The 20,803-nt window shown below is 50.6% G+C and carries 18 protein-coding genes, 1 tRNA gene and 3 pseudogenes; 7 read left to right on the forward strand and 15 right to left on the reverse strand.

Annotated features, from left to right (window positions below; all coding sequences use genetic code 11):
• Positions 1-13 precede the first annotated feature (13 nt).
• The 5 genes from stbB to J4613_RS19510 all read left to right on the forward strand — a co-directional run bounded on the left by stbB (position 14) and on the right by J4613_RS19510 (position 5,785).
• A complete protein-coding gene (stbB, locus tag J4613_RS19490; RefSeq protein ID WP_000781486.1) occupies positions 14-775 on the forward strand; it encodes a fimbrial biogenesis chaperone StbB in 762 nt (253 codons plus the stop codon).
• On the forward strand, positions 759-3,320 hold the full coding sequence (locus J4613_RS19495; protein WP_000075335.1) for a fimbrial outer membrane usher protein: 2,562 nt from the start codon (positions 759-761) through the stop codon (positions 3,318-3,320). The genes stbB and J4613_RS19495 overlap by 17 nt, the downstream gene beginning before the upstream one ends.
• A 4-nt stretch (positions 3,321-3,324) precedes the next feature.
• Complete coding sequence (gene stbD, locus J4613_RS19500; RefSeq protein WP_000899082.1) at positions 3,325-4,650, forward strand: fimbrial usher protein StbD; 1,326 nt, start codon at positions 3,325-3,327, stop codon at positions 4,648-4,650.
• Positions 4,616-5,374, forward strand: coding sequence for a fimbrial biogenesis chaperone StbE (gene stbE / locus J4613_RS19505; RefSeq protein ID WP_001247027.1), 759 nt, complete (start codon positions 4,616-4,618; stop codon positions 5,372-5,374). The genes stbD and stbE overlap by 35 nt, the downstream gene beginning before the upstream one ends.
• A gap of 138 nt (positions 5,375-5,512) precedes the next feature.
• Positions 5,513-5,785, forward strand: coding sequence for a hypothetical protein (locus J4613_RS19510; protein WP_001675688.1), 273 nt, complete (start codon positions 5,513-5,515; stop codon positions 5,783-5,785).
• Here the strand turns inward: J4613_RS19510 and J4613_RS19515 are convergent.
• From J4613_RS19515 to J4613_RS19555, 8 genes and pseudogenes are all read right to left on the reverse strand, one after another.
• Entirely contained in the window at positions 5,730-6,695 is a 966-nt protein-coding gene (locus tag J4613_RS19515; protein WP_079798497.1) for a LysR family transcriptional regulator, read from the reverse strand. The two genes, J4613_RS19510 and J4613_RS19515, sit on opposite strands and share 56 nt — an antisense overlap.
• A gap of 33 nt (positions 6,696-6,728) precedes the next feature.
• Positions 6,729-7,643, reverse strand: coding sequence for an alpha/beta hydrolase (locus J4613_RS19520; RefSeq protein WP_000105598.1), 915 nt, complete (start codon positions 7,641-7,643; stop codon positions 6,729-6,731).
• Positions 7,643-8,521, reverse strand: coding sequence for a fumarylacetoacetate hydrolase family protein (locus tag J4613_RS19525; RefSeq protein WP_000780210.1), 879 nt, complete (start codon positions 8,519-8,521; stop codon positions 7,643-7,645). The genes J4613_RS19520 and J4613_RS19525 overlap by 1 nt, the downstream gene beginning before the upstream one ends.
• A 14-nt stretch (positions 8,522-8,535) precedes the next feature.
• Complete coding sequence (gene leuD / locus J4613_RS19530; RefSeq protein ID WP_000379343.1) at positions 8,536-9,162, reverse strand: 3-isopropylmalate dehydratase small subunit; 627 nt, start codon at positions 9,160-9,162, stop codon at positions 8,536-8,538.
• A gap of 1 nt (position 9,163) precedes the next feature.
• Positions 9,164-10,585: a 3-isopropylmalate dehydratase large subunit gene (gene leuC, locus J4613_RS19535; RefSeq protein ID WP_023182365.1), complete on the reverse strand. Its 1,422-nt coding sequence runs from the start codon at positions 10,583-10,585 to the stop codon at positions 9,164-9,166.
• 131 nt (positions 10,586-10,716) lie between these two features.
• Positions 10,717-11,955, reverse strand: a complete 1,239-nt coding sequence (locus J4613_RS19540) for an MFS transporter (protein ID WP_111742550.1) — start codon at positions 11,953-11,955, stop codon at positions 10,717-10,719.
• 341 nt (positions 11,956-12,296) lie between these two features.
• On the reverse strand, positions 12,297-12,620 hold the full coding sequence (locus J4613_RS19545; protein WP_001573898.1) for a DUF1889 family protein: 324 nt from the start codon (positions 12,618-12,620) through the stop codon (positions 12,297-12,299).
• A 206-nt stretch (positions 12,621-12,826) separates the two neighbouring features.
• Positions 12,827-13,171 (reverse strand): annotated as a pseudogene (locus tag J4613_RS19555) (diol dehydratase reactivase ATPase-like domain-containing protein); the annotation flags it as partial.
• 106 nt (positions 13,172-13,277) lie between these two features.
• On the opposite strand from J4613_RS19555, the pseudogene J4613_RS19560 reads away from it, so the two are divergent.
• A pseudogene (locus J4613_RS19560) lies at positions 13,278-13,949 on the forward strand (IS3 family transposase); the annotation flags it as partial.
• A 35-nt stretch (positions 13,950-13,984) separates the two neighbouring features.
• Here the strand turns inward: J4613_RS19560 and J4613_RS19565 are convergent.
• The 4 genes and pseudogenes from J4613_RS19565 to proB form a co-directional block, all read right to left on the reverse strand.
• Positions 13,985-14,221: pseudogene (locus J4613_RS19565) on the reverse strand (Arm DNA-binding domain-containing protein); the annotation flags it as partial.
• 163 nt (positions 14,222-14,384) lie between these two features.
• Positions 14,385-14,460, reverse strand: a tRNA-Thr gene (locus J4613_RS19570).
• Positions 14,461-14,575: 115 nt separating this feature from the next.
• Complete coding sequence (gene proA, locus J4613_RS19575; RefSeq protein WP_000893225.1) at positions 14,576-15,826, reverse strand: glutamate-5-semialdehyde dehydrogenase; 1,251 nt, start codon at positions 15,824-15,826, stop codon at positions 14,576-14,578.
• Positions 15,827-15,837: 11 nt separating this feature from the next.
• Complete coding sequence (gene proB, locus J4613_RS19580; protein WP_001285275.1) at positions 15,838-16,941, reverse strand: glutamate 5-kinase; 1,104 nt, start codon at positions 16,939-16,941, stop codon at positions 15,838-15,840.
• 282 nt (positions 16,942-17,223) lie between these two features.
• On the opposite strand from proB, the gene phoE reads away from it, so the two are divergent.
• A complete protein-coding gene (phoE, locus tag J4613_RS19585; RefSeq protein ID WP_023237819.1) occupies positions 17,224-18,276 on the forward strand; it encodes a phosphoporin PhoE in 1,053 nt (350 codons plus the stop codon).
• 50 nt (positions 18,277-18,326) lie between these two features.
• On the opposite strand, the gene crl is transcribed toward phoE, so the two are convergent.
• The 3 genes from crl to gpt form a co-directional block, all read right to left on the reverse strand.
• Complete coding sequence (gene crl / locus J4613_RS19590; protein WP_000174693.1) at positions 18,327-18,728, reverse strand: sigma factor-binding protein Crl; 402 nt, start codon at positions 18,726-18,728, stop codon at positions 18,327-18,329.
• 57 nt (positions 18,729-18,785) lie between these two features.
• Positions 18,786-20,030: an esterase FrsA gene (frsA, locus tag J4613_RS19595; RefSeq protein WP_000189586.1), complete on the reverse strand. Its 1,245-nt coding sequence runs from the start codon at positions 20,028-20,030 to the stop codon at positions 18,786-18,788.
• Positions 20,031-20,118: 88 nt separating this feature from the next.
• Positions 20,119-20,577: a xanthine phosphoribosyltransferase gene (gene gpt / locus J4613_RS19600; protein WP_001292018.1), complete on the reverse strand. Its 459-nt coding sequence runs from the start codon at positions 20,575-20,577 to the stop codon at positions 20,119-20,121.
• Positions 20,578-20,803: the final 226 nt, after the last annotated feature.

The raw sequence follows: 20,803 nt of genomic DNA on the forward strand, positions 1-20,803 counted from the left end.
GGGAGTTGTTGAGATGAAAATGGATACCCGACATTCCGCATTATATTACTTAATAGTTTTTCTATTCCTGGCCCTACCCGCCACAGCATCGTGGGCGAGCGTTACTATTTTGGGTAGCCGAATAATTTACCCATCAACAGCCTCCTCCGTAGATGTGCAGTTAAAAAATAATGATGCAATACCTTATATCGTACAAACCTGGTTTGACGATGGCGATATGAATACCAGCCCGGAAAATAGCAGCGCGATGCCGTTCATTGCCACGCCGCCGGTATTTCGTATTCAACCCAAAGCAGGCCAGGTGGTACGCGTAATTTATAACAACACGAAAAAATTGCCGCAGGATCGTGAGTCAGTATTCTGGTTTAACGTATTACAGGTACCACCAACGAATATTGGCAGCGACAGCGGGCAAAATAAAATGTTGGTGATGCTGCGCTCAAGAATAAAACTTTTCTATCGTCCTGACGGGCTAGGTAAACCTGATAGTCTGGCGAAAAAATTACAGATTAAAACGGTAAATAAGGGTTCCGGAAAAAGCGGTATTGTTATTGTTAATCCGCAGCCCTGGTTTGCCTCTTTAAGTAATTTGAATGTAAAAGTGAACGGCGCTTCATATAACCTGGATGCAGACATGATTGCCCCTTTCTCCAGTCAAACCTGGTGGCTGCCGGGCAAACGGTCACTCAAATCCTTCTCCGGTACAGTCACCGTTACTTTGGTTAACGACCTGGGCGCAAGGATAAGCGAGAGCTACGATGTCCCCCACCATTAATTTGAACCGCAAAAGCCTTGCGCTATTGATCGCCATAGTTTGCTCAGGCTCCGCGCAGGGTGAAGAGTATTATTTTGATCCTGCGCTACTTCAGGGGGCCACTTACGGACAAAATATTGCCCGTTTTAATGAACAGCAAACGCCTTCCGGAGACTATCTTGCCGACGTTTACGTTAATGGCACGCTGGTAACCTCGAGCACTAATATTCGATTTAATGCTGTAAAAGAGGGTCAACAGACTGAACCCTGCCTGCCCTTATCGGTGATGAAAGCAGCACAGATAAAATCACTCCCCGCGACCGACGCTGCGACCGAGTGTCGCCCGCTCAGGGAGTGGGTGCCTCATGCCGGTTGGCAATTTGATAGCGCCACGCTTCGCCTGTTGCTGACGATTCCAATGACCGAACTTACGCACAAACCGCGCGGTTATATCTCCCCTTCAGAGTGGGATAGCGGCGCGCTGGCGCTGTTTTTACGCCATAACACAAACTGGACCCACACCGAAAATACCGACAGCCATTATCGCTACCAATACTTATGGAGCGGTTTAAACATGGGCGTTAACCTCGGACTTTGGCAGGTCCGTCATCAAAGTAATCTGCGCTATGCCAATAGCAACCAGAGCGGAAGCGCCTGGCGCTATAATAGCGTTCGAACCTGGGTGCAAAGACCTGTCGCGTCTATTAACAGTATTCTGTCGCTGGGCGATAGCTATACGGACTCCAGCTTATTCGGCAGTCTGTCTTTTAACGGGGCTAAACTTGTCACCGACGAGCGGATGCGCCCGCAGGGCAAACGCGGTTATGCGCCGGAAGTTCGGGGCGTAGCGGCCAGTAGCGCGCACGTGGTAGTAAAACAACTGGGGAAAGTGATTTATGAAACCAACGTTCCGCCGGGCCCATTTTATATTGACGATCTGTACAACACCCGTTATCAAGGCGATCTGGAGGTAGAGGTTATCGAGGCCAGCGGTAAAACCTCACGTTTCACCGTGCCTTATTCTTCCGTGCCGGATTCGGTACGTCCCGGTAACTGGCACTATTCGCTGGCCTTCGGCAGGGTTCGTCAGTACTACGATATTGAAAATCGTTTCTTTGAGGGAACGTTCCAGCACGGCGTTAATAACACCATTACCCTCAACCTCGGTTCACGAATTGCGCAGCGTTACCAGGCATGGCTGGCGGGCGGCGTCTGGGCCACCGGTATGGGCGCGTTCGGCCTTAACGCCACCTGGTCGAATGCGCGCGCAGAGCATAACGATCGCCAGCAAGGCTGGCGCGCGGAACTCAGTTACAGCAAAACGTTTACCACCGGCACTAACCTGGTACTGGCGGCTTATCGTTATTCAACCAACGGCTTTCGCGATCTTCAGGACGTGCTCGGCGTACGCCGGGAAGCAAAAACGGGGATTGATTACTACTCCGACACGCTGCATCAGCGCAATCGCCTGTCCGCGACGGTAAGCCAGCCGTTAGGACGGCTTGGCACGCTTAACCTCAGCGCCAGCACCGCAGACTACTACAATAACCAATCGCGTATAACACAGCTACAAATGGGGTATAGCAACCAGTGGCGGAATATAAGCTACGGGGTGAATATCGCACGACAGCGCACCACCTGGGATTACGATCGCTTTTATCACGGCGTCAACGAACCACTGGACGTGAGTAGCCGACAAAAATATACCGAAACCACAATGTCGTTTAATGTCTCTATACCGCTGGATTGGGGCGAAAACAGAACGTCTGTCGCCATGAATTATAACCAGTCCAGTCAAAGCCGTTCCTCAACCGTATCCATGACCGGCAGTAGCGGTGAAAACAGCGACCTGTCATGGTCGGTTTATGGCGGCTACGAGCGTTATCGCAATAGTAATAGCGATAGCAGCGCGCCAACGACGTTTGGCGGTAATCTACAACAAAACACCCGGTTTGGCGCACTTCGCGCCAACTATGACCAGGGTGATAACTATCGTCAGGAAGGGCTGGGCGCGTCCGGCACCCTGGTACTTCACTCTGGCGGTCTGACGGCTGGCCCCTATACCAGCGATACCTTTGCGCTTATTCATGCCGATGGCGCGCAGGGCGCGATCGTACAAAATGGCCAGGGCGCTGTGGTTGATCGCTTTGGTTACGCCATTCTGCCTTCATTATCTCCTTACCGCGTCAATAACGTTACGCTCGATACCCGTAAGATGCGCAGCGATGCCGAACTGACGGGAGGAAGTCAGCAGATTGTGCCCTATGCCGGCGCCATCGCGCGTGTCAATTTCGCCACTATCAGCGGCAAAGCGGTGCTGATCTCCGTGAAGATGCCGGATGGCGGCATACCGCCAATGGGCGCTGATGTTTTCAACGGTGAAGGCACAAACATCGGCATGGTCGGCCAGAGTGGGCAGATTTATGCCCGTATCGCCCATCCGTCGGGTTCTCTACTGGTGCGCTGGGGAAAAGAAGCAAACCAGCGTTGCCGGGTTGCCTACCAACTCGATCTTCACACCAAAGAACCGTTTCTCTATCTGAACAAAATCTGCGAGAAGGAATAGCACAATGCTTTTTAGTTTCCGAACGCTCTTGTTTATCACCAGCCTGTTCGTCAGCGCCGGAACATGGTCGTCATGTATCAAAGTCATCGATAAGAGCGCGCTCTCTGACGCGGCGATAAAAGCGGGCTACACGGCGCAAAACTGGATCGGCGCACTTGACACGAATACGGGTAATATCGGTTTGCCAACGGTGATTAGCATCAGTAATAGTGAAACATTTCAACCCTCCGGCACACTATTGGCCAGTGGGATCGGTAACTTCCTGACGGCCGCCACCGGAACGCCCTATTCCAGTAAACAGGTACTTTACCGCTGCGATTCCGCCGATGCCGGGAAGCTCTATGAGATGTATTCGACAAATGGCGATAGCGCTTTTGCGGGGGCATTTTTTACTCCCGAAGTAGAAGGCGCTTATTATGATGTGGAGCGTAATGTTGCTGTCCGTATGACAAACCTCAGTACCGGCGAATATTACAGCCGTTTCTGGAAAGAACGCCAACTTACCGCAGACAGTTGGTTTCAGGATGACAAATATATTTATATTCCTGCCAGCGCGTTTAGTAACGTGTTATATGAGATGTTTAAAATTGACTCAAGAAAATATTTTGCCTACCAGAATCCAATGGACCGAGATACCTGGACGCAGCCTCGGGGTTATATCGCGTTTAAAGGCCCAGGCTTGATTACCGAGCGGATCAAAGCGGGACTGGATCATGCCAGCGATTATTATGGCTGGCCCAGCTATTGGCCCGGGGCATGGAGTACATATAATAGCGTCACCTATGTTCGCGGCGCGTTATGTAAAATCACAGATTATCCTGCGATCGTGAAAATTCCCCCTGTCGCCGTCGGCATATTAGCCGCCGGAGGCAATAGCCAGGCGCCTTTCCACGTCAGCCTGGAATGTGAGTCCGGCGCCGTGTCCAGTGCCCTCCCGTCCACCAGCGCCGCTAATGTCGCAATGGGGTTTGTCGTTAATCAACCCACCGCCGTGGCGGCGGCGCGTCGCCTGGGGCTAACCACATCCGCAGGCGGTCTGTCGTGGCTACTGGACACCCATTATGGCGAACCTGGCGTAGCTTCCGGAGTGGGTATCCGCATCTATAACGATGCCGGTACGCCAATTAACCTGTTACCCGATCGGATCAAGACAGGCACTGGCAACGCCCGAGGCTGGTATGGCTATAAAGATTTAACCACACGGGTATCATCCGGTTCAGTAGAAACCTATAGCGGTGATTTTACTGCCTCGCTTGAGGCGATCGGCGGACAAACAGTAACGGCAGGAAGCGTGAATGCGCAATTACAGGCAGTGGTTAGTTTTCAGTAAAGTCATATTAACGCTACTTGGGTTGACGGGATGGTATGGCCCGGCACAAGCTGCCGTTAATATTGACAGAACCCGAATTATTTTTGCTTCAGATGATGTCGCTCAATCGTTGACATTATCCAACGATAATACAACGCCGATGCTGTTACAGGTATGGACCGACGCCGGAAACATTGACGCCTCTCCGGATAACAGCAAAACGCCGCTGGTGGCGCTGCCGCCGGTATTTAAAATGCAGCCAGGAGAACTGAGAACGCTTCGCCTGCTCCTGAGTTCCCGCCAGCAGCTTGCAACGGACCGGGAGAGTCTCTTCTGGCTAAACATTTATCAGATACCGCCACTCCCCCAGGATATTAAAAACCACCCGCGAAAACTGGTGTTACCGCTTCGTTTGCGGCTAAAAATTTTAATTCGCCCGACTGGGCTAAAAGCGCCCACGGAAGCGGAGGAGAAAAAATTACGCTTTATTGCTAAAGAGAATACTATACGGATAGTTAACCCCACCTCGTGGTATATGAGTTTAACACTAACGACGGATGACAAGAAAAGTATCGGCGATATCATGGTTGCGCCGAAAACAGCACGTGATGTGCCGCTAACACGCTCGCCAACGCCGGGAGCATCGATAAATTATGCAGTAATCAATGACTCCGGGAACTGGCGACAATATACCGCCATACTGGAAAAATATATTAGTGAGAGTGATTTTACTCCTGAGTTTTGATGGGAAATATTCAGGGATACGATCGTATCCCTGAGGATTGTTATGGAGTGAGTGTGTGATACTTACAATGCCATCCAGCCGATACCAATAGAATTCTCAACCTCCGATAATCGTCACCCAAAAATCAGGAGATAAAATATGACGTTAAAACCAGGTGAGAAATCCGGTAATAATGGAGGTATCTATGTGGAGGTTGGGCCTCGTGGTGGGATAAAAGATAACTTCGCCACGATAGCGGAAACAAAACCGCGCCACCAACGCAACGCCCTAAAAGCTACTGGGTGCTGGCAAAAAGAACACCTAACAGTAAACGTAAGTCAGAGCATCTGGCGCCACGACAGTTGGCGCCGACTGATCACAGTACGCCCGGTGCTTTACCGCCTGGCAAGCATTGTGCAAGATGCTCCGTGAGGAAATCGATGCAGATTTTGATACGATCAGAACTTGATGAACGCCGGGTATATACAGCCCAGATATTCGCGTCCTGATACCACTGAGGCAACACGCGAACCAGCTCACCTCGTTCAATATACTGCGCAACATCCCATTCCGACCGCAATGTAATGCCATGGCCTTTCAGGGCCCAAATAAGCACCACACTGCCGCTGTTGGAAGAATGAAAACCGTTTAGTCGGCAATGTGTCTGCTGCTTACCGTCCGTTAATATCCAATTGCCAAATGCCGAGTTTTTTTCCTGAATCATTAGGCAATCGTGCTGCACAAGCGCACTAACAGACTCTGGCTTGCCGTGGCGTTCGAGGTATTCAGGGGAAGCACACAGGATCCGTCGATTAGTGGCTAACTGCCGTGCGATATACAATTCGTTGATATCATCCCCAACGCGAATTTCAATATCGATCCCCTCTTCCACCAGATCCACTTCACGATCCGTTAGCGTGAGTTTTACCGTAATATCAGGATAGGCGATCATAAATGACGACAGCGCCTCTGCGACATATTTATGCCCAAAACCAAATGAGCAGTTGATGGTGATATTACCAGCCAACACACCACGTTGATTATCCAAACGACTGACAAAGCCATCCATTTCACTGACGACCTGCATAGCCCCACCCAGCGCATTTTCGCCTTCCGGTGTGAGACGCATCACTCTGTTATTTCGAAAAAAAAGCCGGGCGTTGAGACATTTTTCAAGGATAGCGATACGTTTGCTGATATAGGAGGGAGATAACCCCAGCTCCAGCGCTGCCCGGGCAAATCCACCGTTGCGAGCAACGGTGACAAAAACGAAAAGATCTTCAACAGAAGGCCAGCCCTCAAGGGGCTGGCGATGTTTTTTTCCTACAGGTGTCGTTTTCATAGCATCAGTGCGAAGTTGCAAAGGATGACCGAGTTATAACACTGAATGTAAAAAGGACTGAAGTTTCTGGATAAAGTACTCAGGACACTCTTCCTGCGGGGAGTGTCCGCAAGGCAATGCTTCCCCCTGAACGTTTAGCGCCTTTTCTTTCCAGGTACCAACCACATCATATAGTTGCCCTACCGTTCCCAGCCCTCCCCACAGCAACTGTAACGGACACCGGATACGCGCCGACGTATCTGCGGCATCATCGTCCAAATCAATCGTCGCAGCAGCCCGGTAGTCCTCACAGATCGCGTGGATCATCTCAGGGTTCTGGTAACAGCGCAGGTATTCATTGAATGCTTCCTGCGAGGTCGCGCCCTCTATTTTTAGCTGGCCAGAAATATGCTTACGCAGAAAAAATGCCGGATCGTGCGCAATCATCGTTTCGGGTAACGGGAAAGGTTGAATCAGGAAAAACCACCAAAAGTAACGCGTAGCAAAGGATTTATCGGTCAAGGCGTACATCGTCGCGGTTGGAGCAATGTCGATAAAAGTACAACAGGTCACACGATCCGGATAATCCAGCGCGAGCCTGTGTCCTACGCGTCCGCCACGATCATGCCCTACGAAGGCAAAACGGGAAAAGCCGAGCGCATCCATTAACATGACGATATCCTGCGCCATGGTGCGCTTTGAATAGGTACGGTGCGCCGGATCGCTCGTTGGTTTATCGCTGTCGCCATAGCCACGCAAATCCGGCAAAATGACTGTATGATTTTGCGCCAATGTCGGTGCGACTTTCCGCCATGTTGTATGATTCTGCGGATGCCCATGTAGCAGTACCAAAGGTGAACCGCTGCCTCCGATAGCCACTCTTACCGTCAGACCATTTTCCAGACGAACATCCTTGAGCGCAAACCCCGGAATAAACGGAGAGACGCCGCATTCAATCAGTGTACTCATCACTTTCTCCCGTCATGCCAGCTAACAGATGATGTTAAATAACGGCTATCCCGGACGACATTGCGCAGGGTTCCAATATGTTCAATCTCAACTTCAATAACATCACCATCGTGTAAAAACAGCGGTGGAACGCGTTTTTTGCCCACTCCACCAGGCGACCCTGTGAGGATCGTGTCGCCAGGGGAAAGCAGAGTAAAGGTGCTTATATAAGCAATGAGTGAAGCGATAGGATGGATCATATTTGCCGTAGATTCGTTCTGCACCTCCCGCCCGTTTAGTCGTGTCAGTAAACGTAGCATCTGGGGATCGGGAATGTCGTCTGTGGTCACCAGACACGGACCGAATGATCCTGTCGAAGGCCAGTTTTTTCCAGCCGTAAACCAGCTATGCTGCCAGTCCCTCACTGAACCATCCATATAGCAGCTGTATCCGGCGACATAATCTAAAGCATCCTCAGCGCTGACCCGGGAGCATCGCCGCCCAATCACTACGGCTAATTCACCTTCGTAGTCGAACTCATTGGTATTTTCAGGCTTCAGCAGCAGGCCATTATGCCCGGTCTGAGAATCTGCAAAGCGGACAAAAAGGGTTGGGGCCGGGTTGGTTTCATTAAACTCAATACGCTTATCGGCGTAATTCATTCCGACACAGATGATCTTCTGCGGATCGTCAATCACCGGCAGAAAAGTGACTTCCTGGTAGTAATAATCCGCCGGCTCATCACACCATAACGCCGCATCCGTCAGCGCATTAGCGCACAGGAGAGATTTCAAAGTGGGATATTTGTCGCCAAGCCGCTGCGAGAGATCAATTATTCCGGTTTCCTGCATAATGCCGTAGCGTTTGCCACCGTTCACAAGATATTGAACCAGTTTCATTGCAGTCTTCTTCCTTAACCGCGCGGGGATGCAGGCCGTTTTAACCACGGCCGCCGTGAATAATGCGCAACCTCAAAATTTTCAATCTCCGGCAAGTATTGCAATGTCCAGGCTATCGCATCTTCGCCTGCGGCCAGCATCGCCCGTTTGAGTTCACTGATCACAAAGGAGATCGTTTCCTCTGCCGTCGTAATTTCGCAGCGATCGAGTGAAACAGTGATAGAATTGGTATCAGCACTCGCGGCAAGCTGCGCCAGGCGCGCCAAAGCAGGTTCATCTAATGAGACCGTGAGGATCCCGTTGCGTTGGCAGTTATCATCGAAAATGCCTGCAAATGTGCTACCTATCAGCCCCCGTACTCCCAGTTGTTTTAATCCCCATACGGCGTGTTCACGACTCGATCCACAGCCAAAATTGGGGCCAACCAGCAGGAATGTCGCGCTCTGCCAGCCCGGCATGTTCAGAATAAAATCAGGATTTGGTTGGCCGCCAGCCATAAAGCGACGATCGAAAAACACCCCTTTATCCAGCCCCTGGCGATCGATCCCTTTCAGGAACTGTTTTGGCATAATCACATCAGTGTCGATATTCGGTTCCAGCATCGGCGCAATTCGCCCGCTGATTTGCTTAAACGTATCCATCTTATTCCCCTGCCTGAAGTAATGACCGAACATCGACCAGATGCCCCTCTACCGCCGCCGCTGCAACCATCGCCGGGCTCATCAAATGCGTTCTTGCTCCAGCGCCCTGTCGTCCAGGGAAGTTACGATTCGTACCTGATGCACAGCGATCGCCGGGCGACAATACATCTTCATTCATCGCAAGGCACATTGAGCAACCCGACTGCCGCCATTCAAAACCGGCAGCAATAAAGATTTTCGCCAGTCCTTCTTCTTCCGCCTGGCGTCTTACCATTGTTGAACCAGGCACAATGATCCCGCGAACATGGCTGGCGATTTTGCGCCCTTCAAGCACCTTCGCAACGGCACGCAAATCCTCAATGCGACCATTTGTGCATGAACCAATAAAAGCGTGAGAGATACGAATATCTTTCAGCAACATGCCAGCCGTTAATCCCATGTAATGAAGGGCCTTCTCAAGCGCCAGGCGCTTAAGCGGATTGGTTTCCTGTTCCGGGAAAGGGACACGTCCGGTGATGGAACCTGTTTGATCCGGACTGATTCCCCAGGTGACTTTAGGCTCAAGATCATGGCAGTTGATCGCCACCGTCTTATCAAATACCGCATCAGCATCGCTGCTCAACTGTGACCATTCCAGCAATGCCTGCTGCCAGAGTTCACCTACAGGCATTTGCGGTTTACCGTAGATATAGTCAAAAACCTTTTTATCCGGCGCAATAATGGCACCACGCGCCCCCGCTTCTACCGCCATGTTGCAGAGCGTCATTCGTCCTTCAACGCTCAACGCGCTGATGGCCTCACCCACAAATTCAATGGCATATCCGGTCGCGCCATCAGCGCCAATACGTTCAAGCAATTCAAGAACAATATCTTTTGCGGAACAGGCGAAAGGTAGCTCTCCCTGAACACTTACGCGCATGGTTTTGAGCTTGCGGTAAACCAGCGTCTGCGTGGCCAGCAGATGTTCAATTTCCGACGTCCCGATACCAAAGCCCAGCGCGCCAAATGCACCGTAGGTTGTCGTGTGACTATCCCCGGCGGCGATCACCATGCCAGGCATCACTAGCCCTTGTTCATGAGCAACCACGTGTTCAATCCCCTGACGCGGATCCAGCACATCAAATAATGTGATGCCAAAGTCAGCGGCATTTTCCCGAAAGTAATCAACCTGTAGCTGTCCTCCCGGATCGGTCATTAAGTCATCCCGTTGCGACCGCGTGGGATTAACATGGTCAATATTCAATAAAAACGTGTCGGGGTGCCGAACGGTGCGGCCGCGTTCTCTTAACCCGCTAAATGCCTGCGGGCTGGTATATTCATTCAGTATTGAACGATCAATATAAAGTAAAACATGTCCTTCGTTATCAAGTTCACGAATGGTATGTGACTCAACTAATTTTTCATACAGCGTTTTAGCAGACATATATATTCCTGGAGCAACGAATATCCGGGTAGCCAAATATTCACAGTTTAAGCTTTTAGCTATAGTGACACATTAATGAAAAAATGATGATTCCATTATGGAAAGTATAAAAACACACTTCGTGTCTATAATCAGAAACTCTCCTGAACTGACTGTTTTTTGATTTGCGGTTGTTTCTCATATTTTGCGAAAATAAACCGGCAGATAAATAATCCTATCCCCAGCATCATCAGACATGATGCCGCAATAGCATTCCATCCCTGCCAGGAGAAAAGATACCCGTTGAAATACCCCATTACTGCACCGCCAGAGTAGTAGCAAAGCAGATAAAACGATGTCGCCTGTCCTTTTGCGTTTGGACTCCGTGAACTGACCCAGGCTAATACGGTGGAATGAGCAGAGAAAAATGCGACTGACAGTAAAACGATACCTGAAATGAAAACCCACAGAGAAGGGGCGATTAGCGTGAGAAATGCACCGACCATCATACAGATGATCAGCATACTGAGCGCATTCATCGACCCAATATTCAACGCGACACGGGCAGCATATGGCGCAAGAAAAAAAGTTAATGAGAAGCTAACTGGAATCAAACCTATCCAGGTGTAGCTCAGCTCATAAGGCGGTCGATGCAGGTAAAACGCCAGAAAATTAAAGATGGATGTAAAAGAGCCGAAAAGAATAAATCCAATGACAAAACATAATGATACGCGGATATTCTTAAAATGTTCCAACCCGCCTTTCAACACTGCACCAAGCTGTAGTGAAGGTGTAGGAACAAACTGTCGGGATGTCGGGAGAAACAACTTCACCGCGAGTGCCATAGCAATCAGAACACCACCGAAGATAAAGAAAATCGTATCTATAGATACATGCTCCATCATCAAAGTTGCAAACACACGACCAGACATACTCCCTAGCGAATTGCCAAAAATAAAATATCCAGTAACAATCCCTGCCAAAGCAGGAGAGACTTCTTCACTGATATAGACTGTAACGGCCGCCGTAATACCACTTACTGCAATGCCGAGCAAAGCGCGGTATACCACCAGCATCGGCCATGATGATGCAGTTGCGCACAATAGAGTTAAAATACCTCCTGCCAGCAACGAATAAAAAATGATTGGCTTTCGCCCAAAACGGTCAGATAACGTGCCGCTAAATAACATGGCTAATGCCAGAAACCCCACCTCAGCAGACAAAATCATCCCTACCTGATTCAATGGGATATTATAAACCTCACTTAACTTTGGTAATAAAGCCTGGATTGAATATAAAGAAGCTAACTCTGCCAAACCCGCCAGAGGTAATATCATTAAAATAGGCAAGTACTTACCTATTGTCTCTTCAATATTATTTTTCATACACAATGTTCCGTAAAAGATCCTGATTGCCATCTGCCTGTTTGCCAACAAGCATCCGTGTATACAATATTTATCTTTTACGTTTACAGAATTGACAGCGTTCACATTTTATTTTTCTTAATAGAGACAAAATGGAATCAAGTGTTTTATGAAATGTAGATCATCTAAGAATGACGCGGTAATGGCAACGTAGTAAGTTATGAACTATATATTTATTCAATAAATATATAGACATTAATTTGACGAAAAGAAATGAATCGGCAGTCCAAAACTGTCACTGGCAACCCCTTCTGGACGCCGCCATCCTTAGATGGAAACGTCCGTTAGCGTTTTATTCGATAGTCAGCTCACACGAGTTCTTTGAGCTGCTCCTGCATATAGGTCGAAAAATACTCTGGGTTTTTGATAAGGATGCGGTTACCGGAGGCGACTTTTTCTGCCCATCCGGCCACTTTTTTCGTGAACTCAGGATTCCATCCCTCCTGCTCACCCCTTGCCATCACAACTTCCGGACTCGCTGGCACACCTAAGTCATGCAAATACTTTAGAATTCCCTTAGCGGTACTTTCATCCATTGAATGGGGTACTGACGCCGAAGTGTTCATACCACCAATAAAATCCAAGGCTTTTTCAATTGCTGTTGGCATGCTCTTATCCTTAAAATTAACCACGTGAGAGACACCTTGATACTATGTACCCAACTCCGCCGGGATATCAAAGAGAACATCGCCTTTCTTTGACTTACCCCGCAGCTAAACGCTTGCGCGGCTGTTTTCTGCACTATTTTTTGGCTTCTCCGGCTAAAACCAGCCCGGTCGCCACCGCATTGCGCGGGCCTTCAGTACCACGGATATTACCCTGCCCGGCGACAACGCCGTACTGCGCCATCGTTATTGATAATGGCGGCATCGGTGGATCCTGCGCCTAAATCGAGGATCGCCAGCGGCACGGCGCATCCATGCGTCGTTAACGCGCCAGCCACAGCCATGTTGGCTTCCACACCACCGACTTCAACTGGGGTATTTAACCGGGCGCTTAGCTCGCTGGCGATAGCCTGCATCTGTAAGCGATCGGATTTCACCATCGCCGCAATGCCAACGGCGTTTTCCATTGAACATTCCCCGGCAATGCCACCCTGTACCGCGCGGGGAATAAACGTATCCACCGCAAGAAGATCCTGGATATGCACGGCGTTCATGTCATGACCGGTCAGCGAGGCCATTGATCTTACCCAGCAATAGTGGACACGCGACTAAGTGAGTAAACTCACAAGTAAGAGGTGACTCACATGACAAAACCAGCATCAACCACCAAAAAGCCACGCAAGCAGCACACGCCTGACGGATGAGCTTCGTGCTCAGGGTTACCAGTTCAACGTGAAAACCGTGGCGGCCAGCCTGCGTCGGCAGGGGCTGCGGGCGAAAGCCTCGCGCCGGTTCCGTCCGGTCAGTTACCGCAAACATGATCTGCCAGTCTCAGAGAATCTGCTGAAGCAGGACTTTTACGCCAGCGGCCCGAATCAGAAGTGGGTGGGTGAAATCACGTATCTTCGCACTGGTGAAGGCTGGCTTTATCTGGCCGTGGTTATCGATCTGTGGTCGCGGTCAGTCATTGGCTGGTCGATGTCCTCGCGGATGACAGCACAGCTTGCCTGCGATGCGTTACAGATGGCGCTGTGGCGGCGTAAATGTCCGGAAAATGTCATCGTGCATACAGACAGAGGCGGTCAGTACTGTTCAACGGATTACCAGAGCTTACTGAAACGCCATAATCTGCGGGGAAGTATGAGCGCCAGAGGTTGTTGTTACGACAATGCCTGTGCGGAAAGCTTCTTCCATACGCTGAGGGTGGAATGTATCCACGGAGAGGACTTTGTCAGCCGGGAAATAATGCGGACAGCAGTGTTTAATTATAGTGAGTGTGATTACAATCGGTGGCGTCGTCACAGTGCCTGTGGCGGTCTCAGTCCGGAACAATTTGAAAACCAGAACCTCGCTTAGGGTTGTGCCCATATTACGCGGGTAGGATCACAGCTCTTTCCTTCTGCCACAAGTTTTCGGGCATCATCACGACGAGAACTGACATCTGCAAGTGTGATCGTCGGATACACACCCGGCGAGATCATTTTTGGCTTACCGGCAAAACGATAACGGAACCGCCAGCTCTTGCTTCCATTAGGTTCAATTAGCAATGACAACCCTTGCCCATCTCCGAGTGTATAGGCTTTAGTTTCAGGCTTAGCGCGGCGAATCTGCATATCGTTTAAAGGCATGTGGATAGGAATCCAAGACCGAACAGGAACATATACACAATCCTATACACATTCAGTGTCGGATTCTACTGGATGGTTACGGACGGTGATGGACAAAAAAGCAATAAAGTCGTTATAAATCAGTGTATTTATGGATGAATACGGACGTTTGAGGAACTTGAGATGGTGCCGATAATAGGAGTCGAACCTACGACCTTCGCATTACGAATGCGCTGCTCTACCAACTGAGCTATATCGGCCCTGAGAAGGGTGTGTTCACGCGGGTGAATCACGGGGTAGAAGGTTAAAACTAACCGGGCGGTGCGTCAATAGCCTTGCTACTCAACCGGCTATTTTTGCACCGCTCGTCATTAATTACGCACGAATCGTACCATCGCCAAAGCCGATCCACTTATAGGTGGTAAGCGCTTCAAGCCCCATCGGACCGCGGGCATGTAATTTCTGCGTGCTGACCGCCACTTCTGCGCCAAGCCCAAACTGCCCGCCGTCGGTAAAACGGGTAGAGGCGTTGACATAAACCGCAGCGGAATCCACTTCGTTCACAAAACGCGCAGCATTATGCATATCACACGTCAAAATCGCATCGGAGTGCTGAGTACCATGTTCGCGAATGTGGGCGATAGCGCCATCCATATTTTCGACCACCACAACGTTCAGATCCAGAGACAGAAACTCGTTATCCAGCTCTTCCGGTTTCAGCGGCACCAGTTTGGCAGGGCCATGCAGTACCTGCATGACGGTTTCATCCCCATGCAACGTCACGCCGCTCTCCGCCATCTGCTTGCTCAGCGCAGGCAAAAAGCGTTCTGCGATGTCCTGATGCACCAGCAAGGTTTCCACCGTGTTACAGGTGCTCGGGCGCTGGGTTTTAGCGTTGACAATAATCTTCAGCGCCGGGGCGATGTCTGCGCTGCTATCAACAAAAATATGGCACACGCCAATCCCGCCGGTAATCACCGGAATGGTGGATTGCTCGCGGCACAGTTTATGCAAGCCTGCGCCGCCGCGCGGGATCAGCATATCGATGTACTTATCCATACGCAGCATTTCATTGACCAGCGAACGATCCGGATTATCAATCGCCTGAACCGCCGCCTCCGGTAAACCGCAAGCTTTCAGCGCCTTCTGAATGACACGAACGGTTGCGGCATTCGTGCGATGCGTCTCTTTCCCACCGCGTAGAATCACCGCATTACCGGTTTTCAGACACAAAGAAGCCACATCAACGGTAACATTCGGACGCGCCTCATAGATAACGCCAACCACGCCCAACGGCACGCGGCGGCGTTCCAGACGTAGCCCGCTGTCCAGCAGACCGCCGTCGATCACCTGCCCGACCGGGTCGGCGAGATTACAGACCTGGCGCACATCGTCAGCAATCGCTTTCAGACGCGCAGGGGTCAGCGCCAGGCGGTCCAGCATCGCTTCGCTCAGGCCGTTGGCTCGCGCCTGCTCAACATCTTGTACGTTCGCGCTGAGGATACTTTCCATTTGCGCTTCCAGTTCATCGGCTATTTTTTCCAGCACGCGATTTTTTTCGCCGCTGGAGAGCAGCGCCAGCTTATACGACGCCGCTTTAGCAGCAATGCCCATTTGTTCCAGCATATGCCTGTTCCTTATCGAGTAATCATGTCATCACGATGAACAGCGACCGGGCCATATTCATAGCCCAGAATCGCATCGATTTGTTGAGAGTGGTGACCGGCTATCCGCCGCAGAGCATCACTGTTATAACGGCTGACGCCATGAGCGATATCACGCCCTTGCAGGTTACAAATTCTGATGACCTCCCCCCGCGAGAAATTGCCCGTCACGCTTTTGATGCCTTTTGGCAGAAGTGAACTGCCACGTTCCAGCATTGCCGCGGTCGCGCCTTCATCAACCGTAATTTCACCTGCCGGCGGCGCGCCGAAGATCCAACGTTTGCGGTTCTCCAGCGGCGAGGCTTGCGCATGAAAACGGGTACCGACGGAAATCCCCTCCATCACATCGCCGATCACGCCCGGTTTACTGCCTGAGGCAATAATCGTATCAATACCCGCGCGACAGGCTACGTCTGCCGCCTGAAGCTTAGTGCTCATACCACCGGTTCCCAGCCCGGAAACGCTGTCTCCCGCGATAGAGCGCAGCGCATCGTCAACGCCATACACATCTTTGATAAGCTCCGCCTGCGGATTGCTACGCGGATCGGCGGTAAATAATCCTTGCTGATCGGTCAGCAGCAGCAGTTTATCCGCGCCTGCCAGGATCGCCGCCAGCGCGGAGAGGTTATCGTTATCGCCCACTTTAATTTCCGCTGTCGCAACGGCATCATTTTCATTGATAACCGGCACAATATGGTTATCCAGTAATGCACGCAGCGTATCGCGGGCGTTCAGAAAGCGCTCTCTGTCTTCCATATCCGCACGCGTCAACAGCATCTGCCCGATATGGATACCGTAAATTGAAAACAACTGCTCCCACAGTTGAATCAGACGGCTTTGCCCTACCGCCGCCAGAAGCTGTTTAGAGGCAATTGTTGCCGGCAGTTCCGGGTAGCCGAGATGTTCACGTCCGGCGGCAATCGCGCCAGAGGTAACAATAACAATACGATGTCCCGCGGCGTGTAGCTGCGCGCACTGGCGGACAAGTTCTACGATATGGGCACGGTTCAGGCGGCGCGATCCGCCTGTTAGCACGCTGGTGCCGAGTTTTACGACCAGCGTCTGGCTGTCACTCATGATTCTCTGCCGTTCAAAATAAGAAATAAAGACCAAATGAACGTTTTAGCAGGACTGGCTCCGGTTGCCAACAACCTGTACGCGTAGCGTGAAATTTTGTTGCGCAGGATCAGCAAGCGTAGCGGCGGAATTTGACCATTTTATTACCGCAACAATTAAACATATTTTTTTAAAAAAATTCTCACTTTGTCATAAATCTTTCATTACCGAACGTTAAAAACCTTCCTGTTTTTTACCGGGTCTCCCGACAAATCATAGCGCGTAATTAAAACAGGAATGGAAATGAATAAGAGCACTCTGGCAATAGTGGTGAGTATCATCGCATCAGCATCTGTTCACGCCGCCGAGGTTTACAATAAAAACGGTAATAAGCTTGATGTGTATGGAAAAGTTAAAGCCATGCACTATATGAGCGATTATGACAGCAAAGATGGCGATCAAAGCTACGTTCGTTTTGGTTTTAAAGGCGAAACGCAAATTAACGATCAATTGACCGGCTACGGGCGCTGGGAAGCTGAGTTTGCTGGTAATAAAGCCGAAAGTGATTCGTCCCAGCAAAAAACCCGCCTGGCCTTTGCTGGCCTGAAATTAAAAGATATCGGTTCTTTTGACTATGGACGTAACCTGGGCGCGCTGTACGATGTTGAGGCCTGGACGGATATGTTTCCCGAATTCGGCGGCGACTCTTCCGCCCAGACCGATAATTTTATGACTAAACGCGCCAGCGGGCTGGCGACTTACCGCAATACCGATTTCTTCGGCATCGTTGATGGACTGGATCTTACCTTACAGTATCAGGGGAAAAACGAAGATCGCGATGTGAAAAAGCAAAACGGCGACGGCTTCGGCACTTCCGTGAGCTATGATTTCGGCGGCAGTGATTTTGCCGTCAGCGGCGCTTATACTCTCTCCGATCGCACCAGGGAGCAAAATCTGCAGCGCCGCGGTACGGGCGATAAAGCCGAAGCCTGGGCTACGGGTGTAAAGTATGACGCGAATGATATTTATATGGCGACTTTCTATTCAGAAACCCGCAACATGACGCCAGTTTCCGGCGGATTTGCCAATAAAACCCAAAATTTCGAAGCGGTTATCCAGTATCAGTTTGATTTTGGTCTGCGTCCGTCATTAGGCTATGTGCTGTCAAAAGGCAAAGATATTGAGGGCGTCGGCAGTGAGGATTTGGTGAATTACATTGACGTGGGCGCAACCTATTACTTCAACAAAAATATGTCCGCGTTTGTAGATTACAAAATCAATCAGCTTGATAGCGATAACACGTTAGGCATTAATGACGATGATATTGTGGCAATAGGGTTGACCTACCAGTTCTGATAAGTCGCATTGTGCCTGATGGCGCTACGCCATCAGGCATGACAGCAGGGTTATGCCGACAGTTTTACCGGCTCGTCGTTGAAATCGTCAGACGGCTCCAGCGCCAGCTCCATAGAAATCAGCAGGTCGCGTAGCTTTTCATGAAACTCGCGTAGCGTGTATTCCAGTCGCTCCACCACTTCGGTTTCGTTAATCGGCACTGCGGTCCAGTTGCCCTCTTTATCAAACAAACCAAACTGATAACGATAAGTGAAGCGTTTCTCTTGTGCTTCCAGCTCCATCCACCAGCCCCAAAATTCACGCTTCTCTGGCGCGGGCTTCACGTTGACGCAAACTGCCAGGCAATCGAAAAAAAAACGATTGTCTTCGCACTGCCCTTCCCGGATATAGGGGCCAAGCGCGGTAAATTTCTTGATCAATCTACTTTTCGGGTGTCCACTCGGTAACGTCATTGCGATCTCCTTTAATGAAGCAACTGTTTTACCAAATCAATAGAATTTATCAATCTATTAACACAATCTATGATTAATCCAGTCGGTAATTTCTTGCAGCGCGTGGTCAAAATTGCGGTACACCGGGTTAAAAGGGATCTCTATCAGCTTACCGTCTGAAGATGATGTTGTAATTAAGCGAGACTCTTCTTCCGGGCTGAAAGGATCGTTTTTCCAGAAGCCGGAAAGCATTGGCGTAGGACAACGTCTGCCCAGTAGCCCCTGTACTTTCAACGAATAGCGATTGAGCTCCACACGCAGCGCCTCATCCGAAGCATCATGCATACCCAGACGGCTGGCCAGCACATCCAGATACATCTCCGGCACCGTGCTCTGTCGTTGCGGATCGCTAAGTAGCGCATGGACCACCGGCCCCAGGCAAGCCACCGCTTTCAAACGCGGCGCTTCCAGATAGGCCAGACGCACCGCAACGTTGGCGCCAAAACGGAAACCAAACGCCGCAACACGGGTATGATCCACCCAAGGGACATTAGGAAGCGCTTTTAACACATGCTGGTGGAGCAAGCTGGAATCCTGGGTTAATTTCCACTTTGATGAAAATCCAACCGAAGGCATATCAAGCGTTAACATCGCGATACCGCGCGGCGCGAAATAGCGTTCATACAGGGTGTAATAGTCGGTTTGCATGGCGTCCAGGCCGCCGCACATGAGCACCGTCGGAAACGGGCCATCCCCTTTCGGCATATGTAAAAACGCGGTGACAGGCGAACCGCCAGGAACGGCAAATTCCATTTCACGTAACGAGCCTGGCAACCGCTGCGCGGCCTCTTCATAGGCGCGATTCGCCAGCGCCTGCGCCTGCTCCGCCAGCTCATCGCCCTTCAAATGCGGGTAGGCGGCAATGTTATAGAGCGTTGAAGCATGAAGCCAGTAGCGTCCGCTGCGCATGGCGTCCTGTTCCTGACAGGCTTTCTGCTGCCAGTCCATCGCCTGCTTTGCCCACTCATAAATCCAGTTGCCGCCGCGGTAACCGATGACCGTATCGTATAAATCATCATCCGTTCGCTCTGCGTCGCTCATCACAATACGCGCCTGCACATCAAGGATTTCTCGTGGATCAACGCCGCGCCAAATCCACATCAGGCGGTTTATCATGCGATACCAGTGCGGGACGTTCTTACCGTCCAGCGCGGATTGCATGGGCGGCTGCGACCCACGATTGAACCGACGGACAAGGGTAGACGTTTCAGTATGTTTAAAGCGGGGTTTGAACAGGGTTTCGCTGAGGTTAGCCTGTGTCATTCGTGCAGCCTCCTTGGATACTCATAGAGGCTTATTGTAACCAATAAAACAGCGCCCGGCATTGCCGGGCGCTCTGAAAAGCTGCTGATTAACGACCTGAAATCGGCGGTACAAATACCACACCCATATCCCAGGGCTGCTCAATCCAGGTGTTCTGAGGAATATCAATAACATAATCATCAACCAGCGGACGGCCCGCCGGTTTAGCGAAAATCGTGACGAAATGCGCTTTAGGGTACATTTCGCGAATCGCGACGGCGGTGCCGCCGGTATCGACCAGATCGTCGATGACGATAAAGCCTTCGCCGTCGCCTTCTGCACGTTTCAGCACTTTCAGTTCGCGCTGGTTATCGTGATCGTAGCTGGAGATGCATACGGTATCGACATGACGAATGCCCAATTCACGCGCCAGTAGTGCGCCCGGTACAAGGCCGCCACGACTTACGGCAATAATGCCTTTCCATTGTTCTGAAGGCATGAGGCGGCTCGCCAGTTTGCGTGCGTGAATCTGCAACATGTCCCAGGTGACGACGTATTTTTCGCTCATGTGAAGTGTCCCAGCCTGTTTATCTACGGCTTAAAAAGTGTTCGAGGGGGAAATAGTTGCGCGAGATTATAGAGACCTGACGCGCTAAAAACCAGTGTTTAGCGGAATCCACGCCTCTTTTTGTATGCTTTATACTACCCGCAGGCGGAGAAAGTGGTATTCTCAGTCGCATCTCGTAAGAGTTATCAATTCCGCTAACCCTGTGGCCTGTAAGAACGTTTTTCAG

It is taken from the genome of Salmonella sp. 32020114201800008SM, assembly GCF_017572025.1.
Classification (GTDB): domain Bacteria; phylum Pseudomonadota; class Gammaproteobacteria; order Enterobacterales; family Enterobacteriaceae; genus Salmonella; species Salmonella enterica.

Bases quoted from the DNA above. Each gene is read 5' to 3' on its own strand.
- stbB (WP_000781486.1), top strand. From the start codon at position 14: ATGAAAATGGATACCCGACATTCCGCATTATATTACTTAATAGTTTTT.
- J4613_RS19495 (WP_000075335.1), top strand. From the start codon at position 759: ATGTCCCCCACCATTAATTTGAACCGCAAAAGCCTTGCGCTATTGATC.
- stbD (WP_000899082.1), top strand. From the start codon at position 3,325: ATGCTTTTTAGTTTCCGAACGCTCTTGTTTATCACCAGCCTGTTCGTC.
- stbE (WP_001247027.1), top strand. From the start codon at position 4,616: ATGCGCAATTACAGGCAGTGGTTAGTTTTCAGTAAAGTCATATTAACG.
- J4613_RS19510 (WP_001675688.1), top strand. From the start codon at position 5,513: ATGACGTTAAAACCAGGTGAGAAATCCGGTAATAATGGAGGTATCTAT.
- J4613_RS19515 (WP_079798497.1), bottom strand. From the start codon at position 6,695: ATGAAAACGACACCTGTAGGAAAAAAACATCGCCAGCCCCTTGAGGGC.
- J4613_RS19520 (WP_000105598.1), bottom strand. From the start codon at position 7,643: ATGAGTACACTGATTGAATGCGGCGTCTCTCCGTTTATTCCGGGGTTT.
- J4613_RS19525 (WP_000780210.1), bottom strand. From the start codon at position 8,521: ATGAAACTGGTTCAATATCTTGTGAACGGTGGCAAACGCTACGGCATT.
- leuD (WP_000379343.1), bottom strand. From the start codon at position 9,162: ATGGATACGTTTAAGCAAATCAGCGGGCGAATTGCGCCGATGCTGGAA.
- leuC (WP_023182365.1), bottom strand. From the start codon at position 10,585: ATGTCTGCTAAAACGCTGTATGAAAAATTAGTTGAGTCACATACCATT.
- proA (WP_000893225.1), bottom strand. From the start codon at position 15,826: ATGCTGGAACAAATGGGCATTGCTGCTAAAGCGGCGTCGTATAAGCTG.
- proB (WP_001285275.1), bottom strand. From the start codon at position 16,941: ATGAGTGACAGCCAGACGCTGGTCGTAAAACTCGGCACCAGCGTGCTA.
- phoE (WP_023237819.1), top strand. From the start codon at position 17,224: ATGAATAAGAGCACTCTGGCAATAGTGGTGAGTATCATCGCATCAGCA.
- crl (WP_000174693.1), bottom strand. From the start codon at position 18,728: ATGACGTTACCGAGTGGACACCCGAAAAGTAGATTGATCAAGAAATTT.
- frsA (WP_000189586.1), bottom strand. From the start codon at position 20,030: ATGACACAGGCTAACCTCAGCGAAACCCTGTTCAAACCCCGCTTTAAA.
- gpt (WP_001292018.1), bottom strand. From the start codon at position 20,577: ATGAGCGAAAAATACGTCGTCACCTGGGACATGTTGCAGATTCACGCA.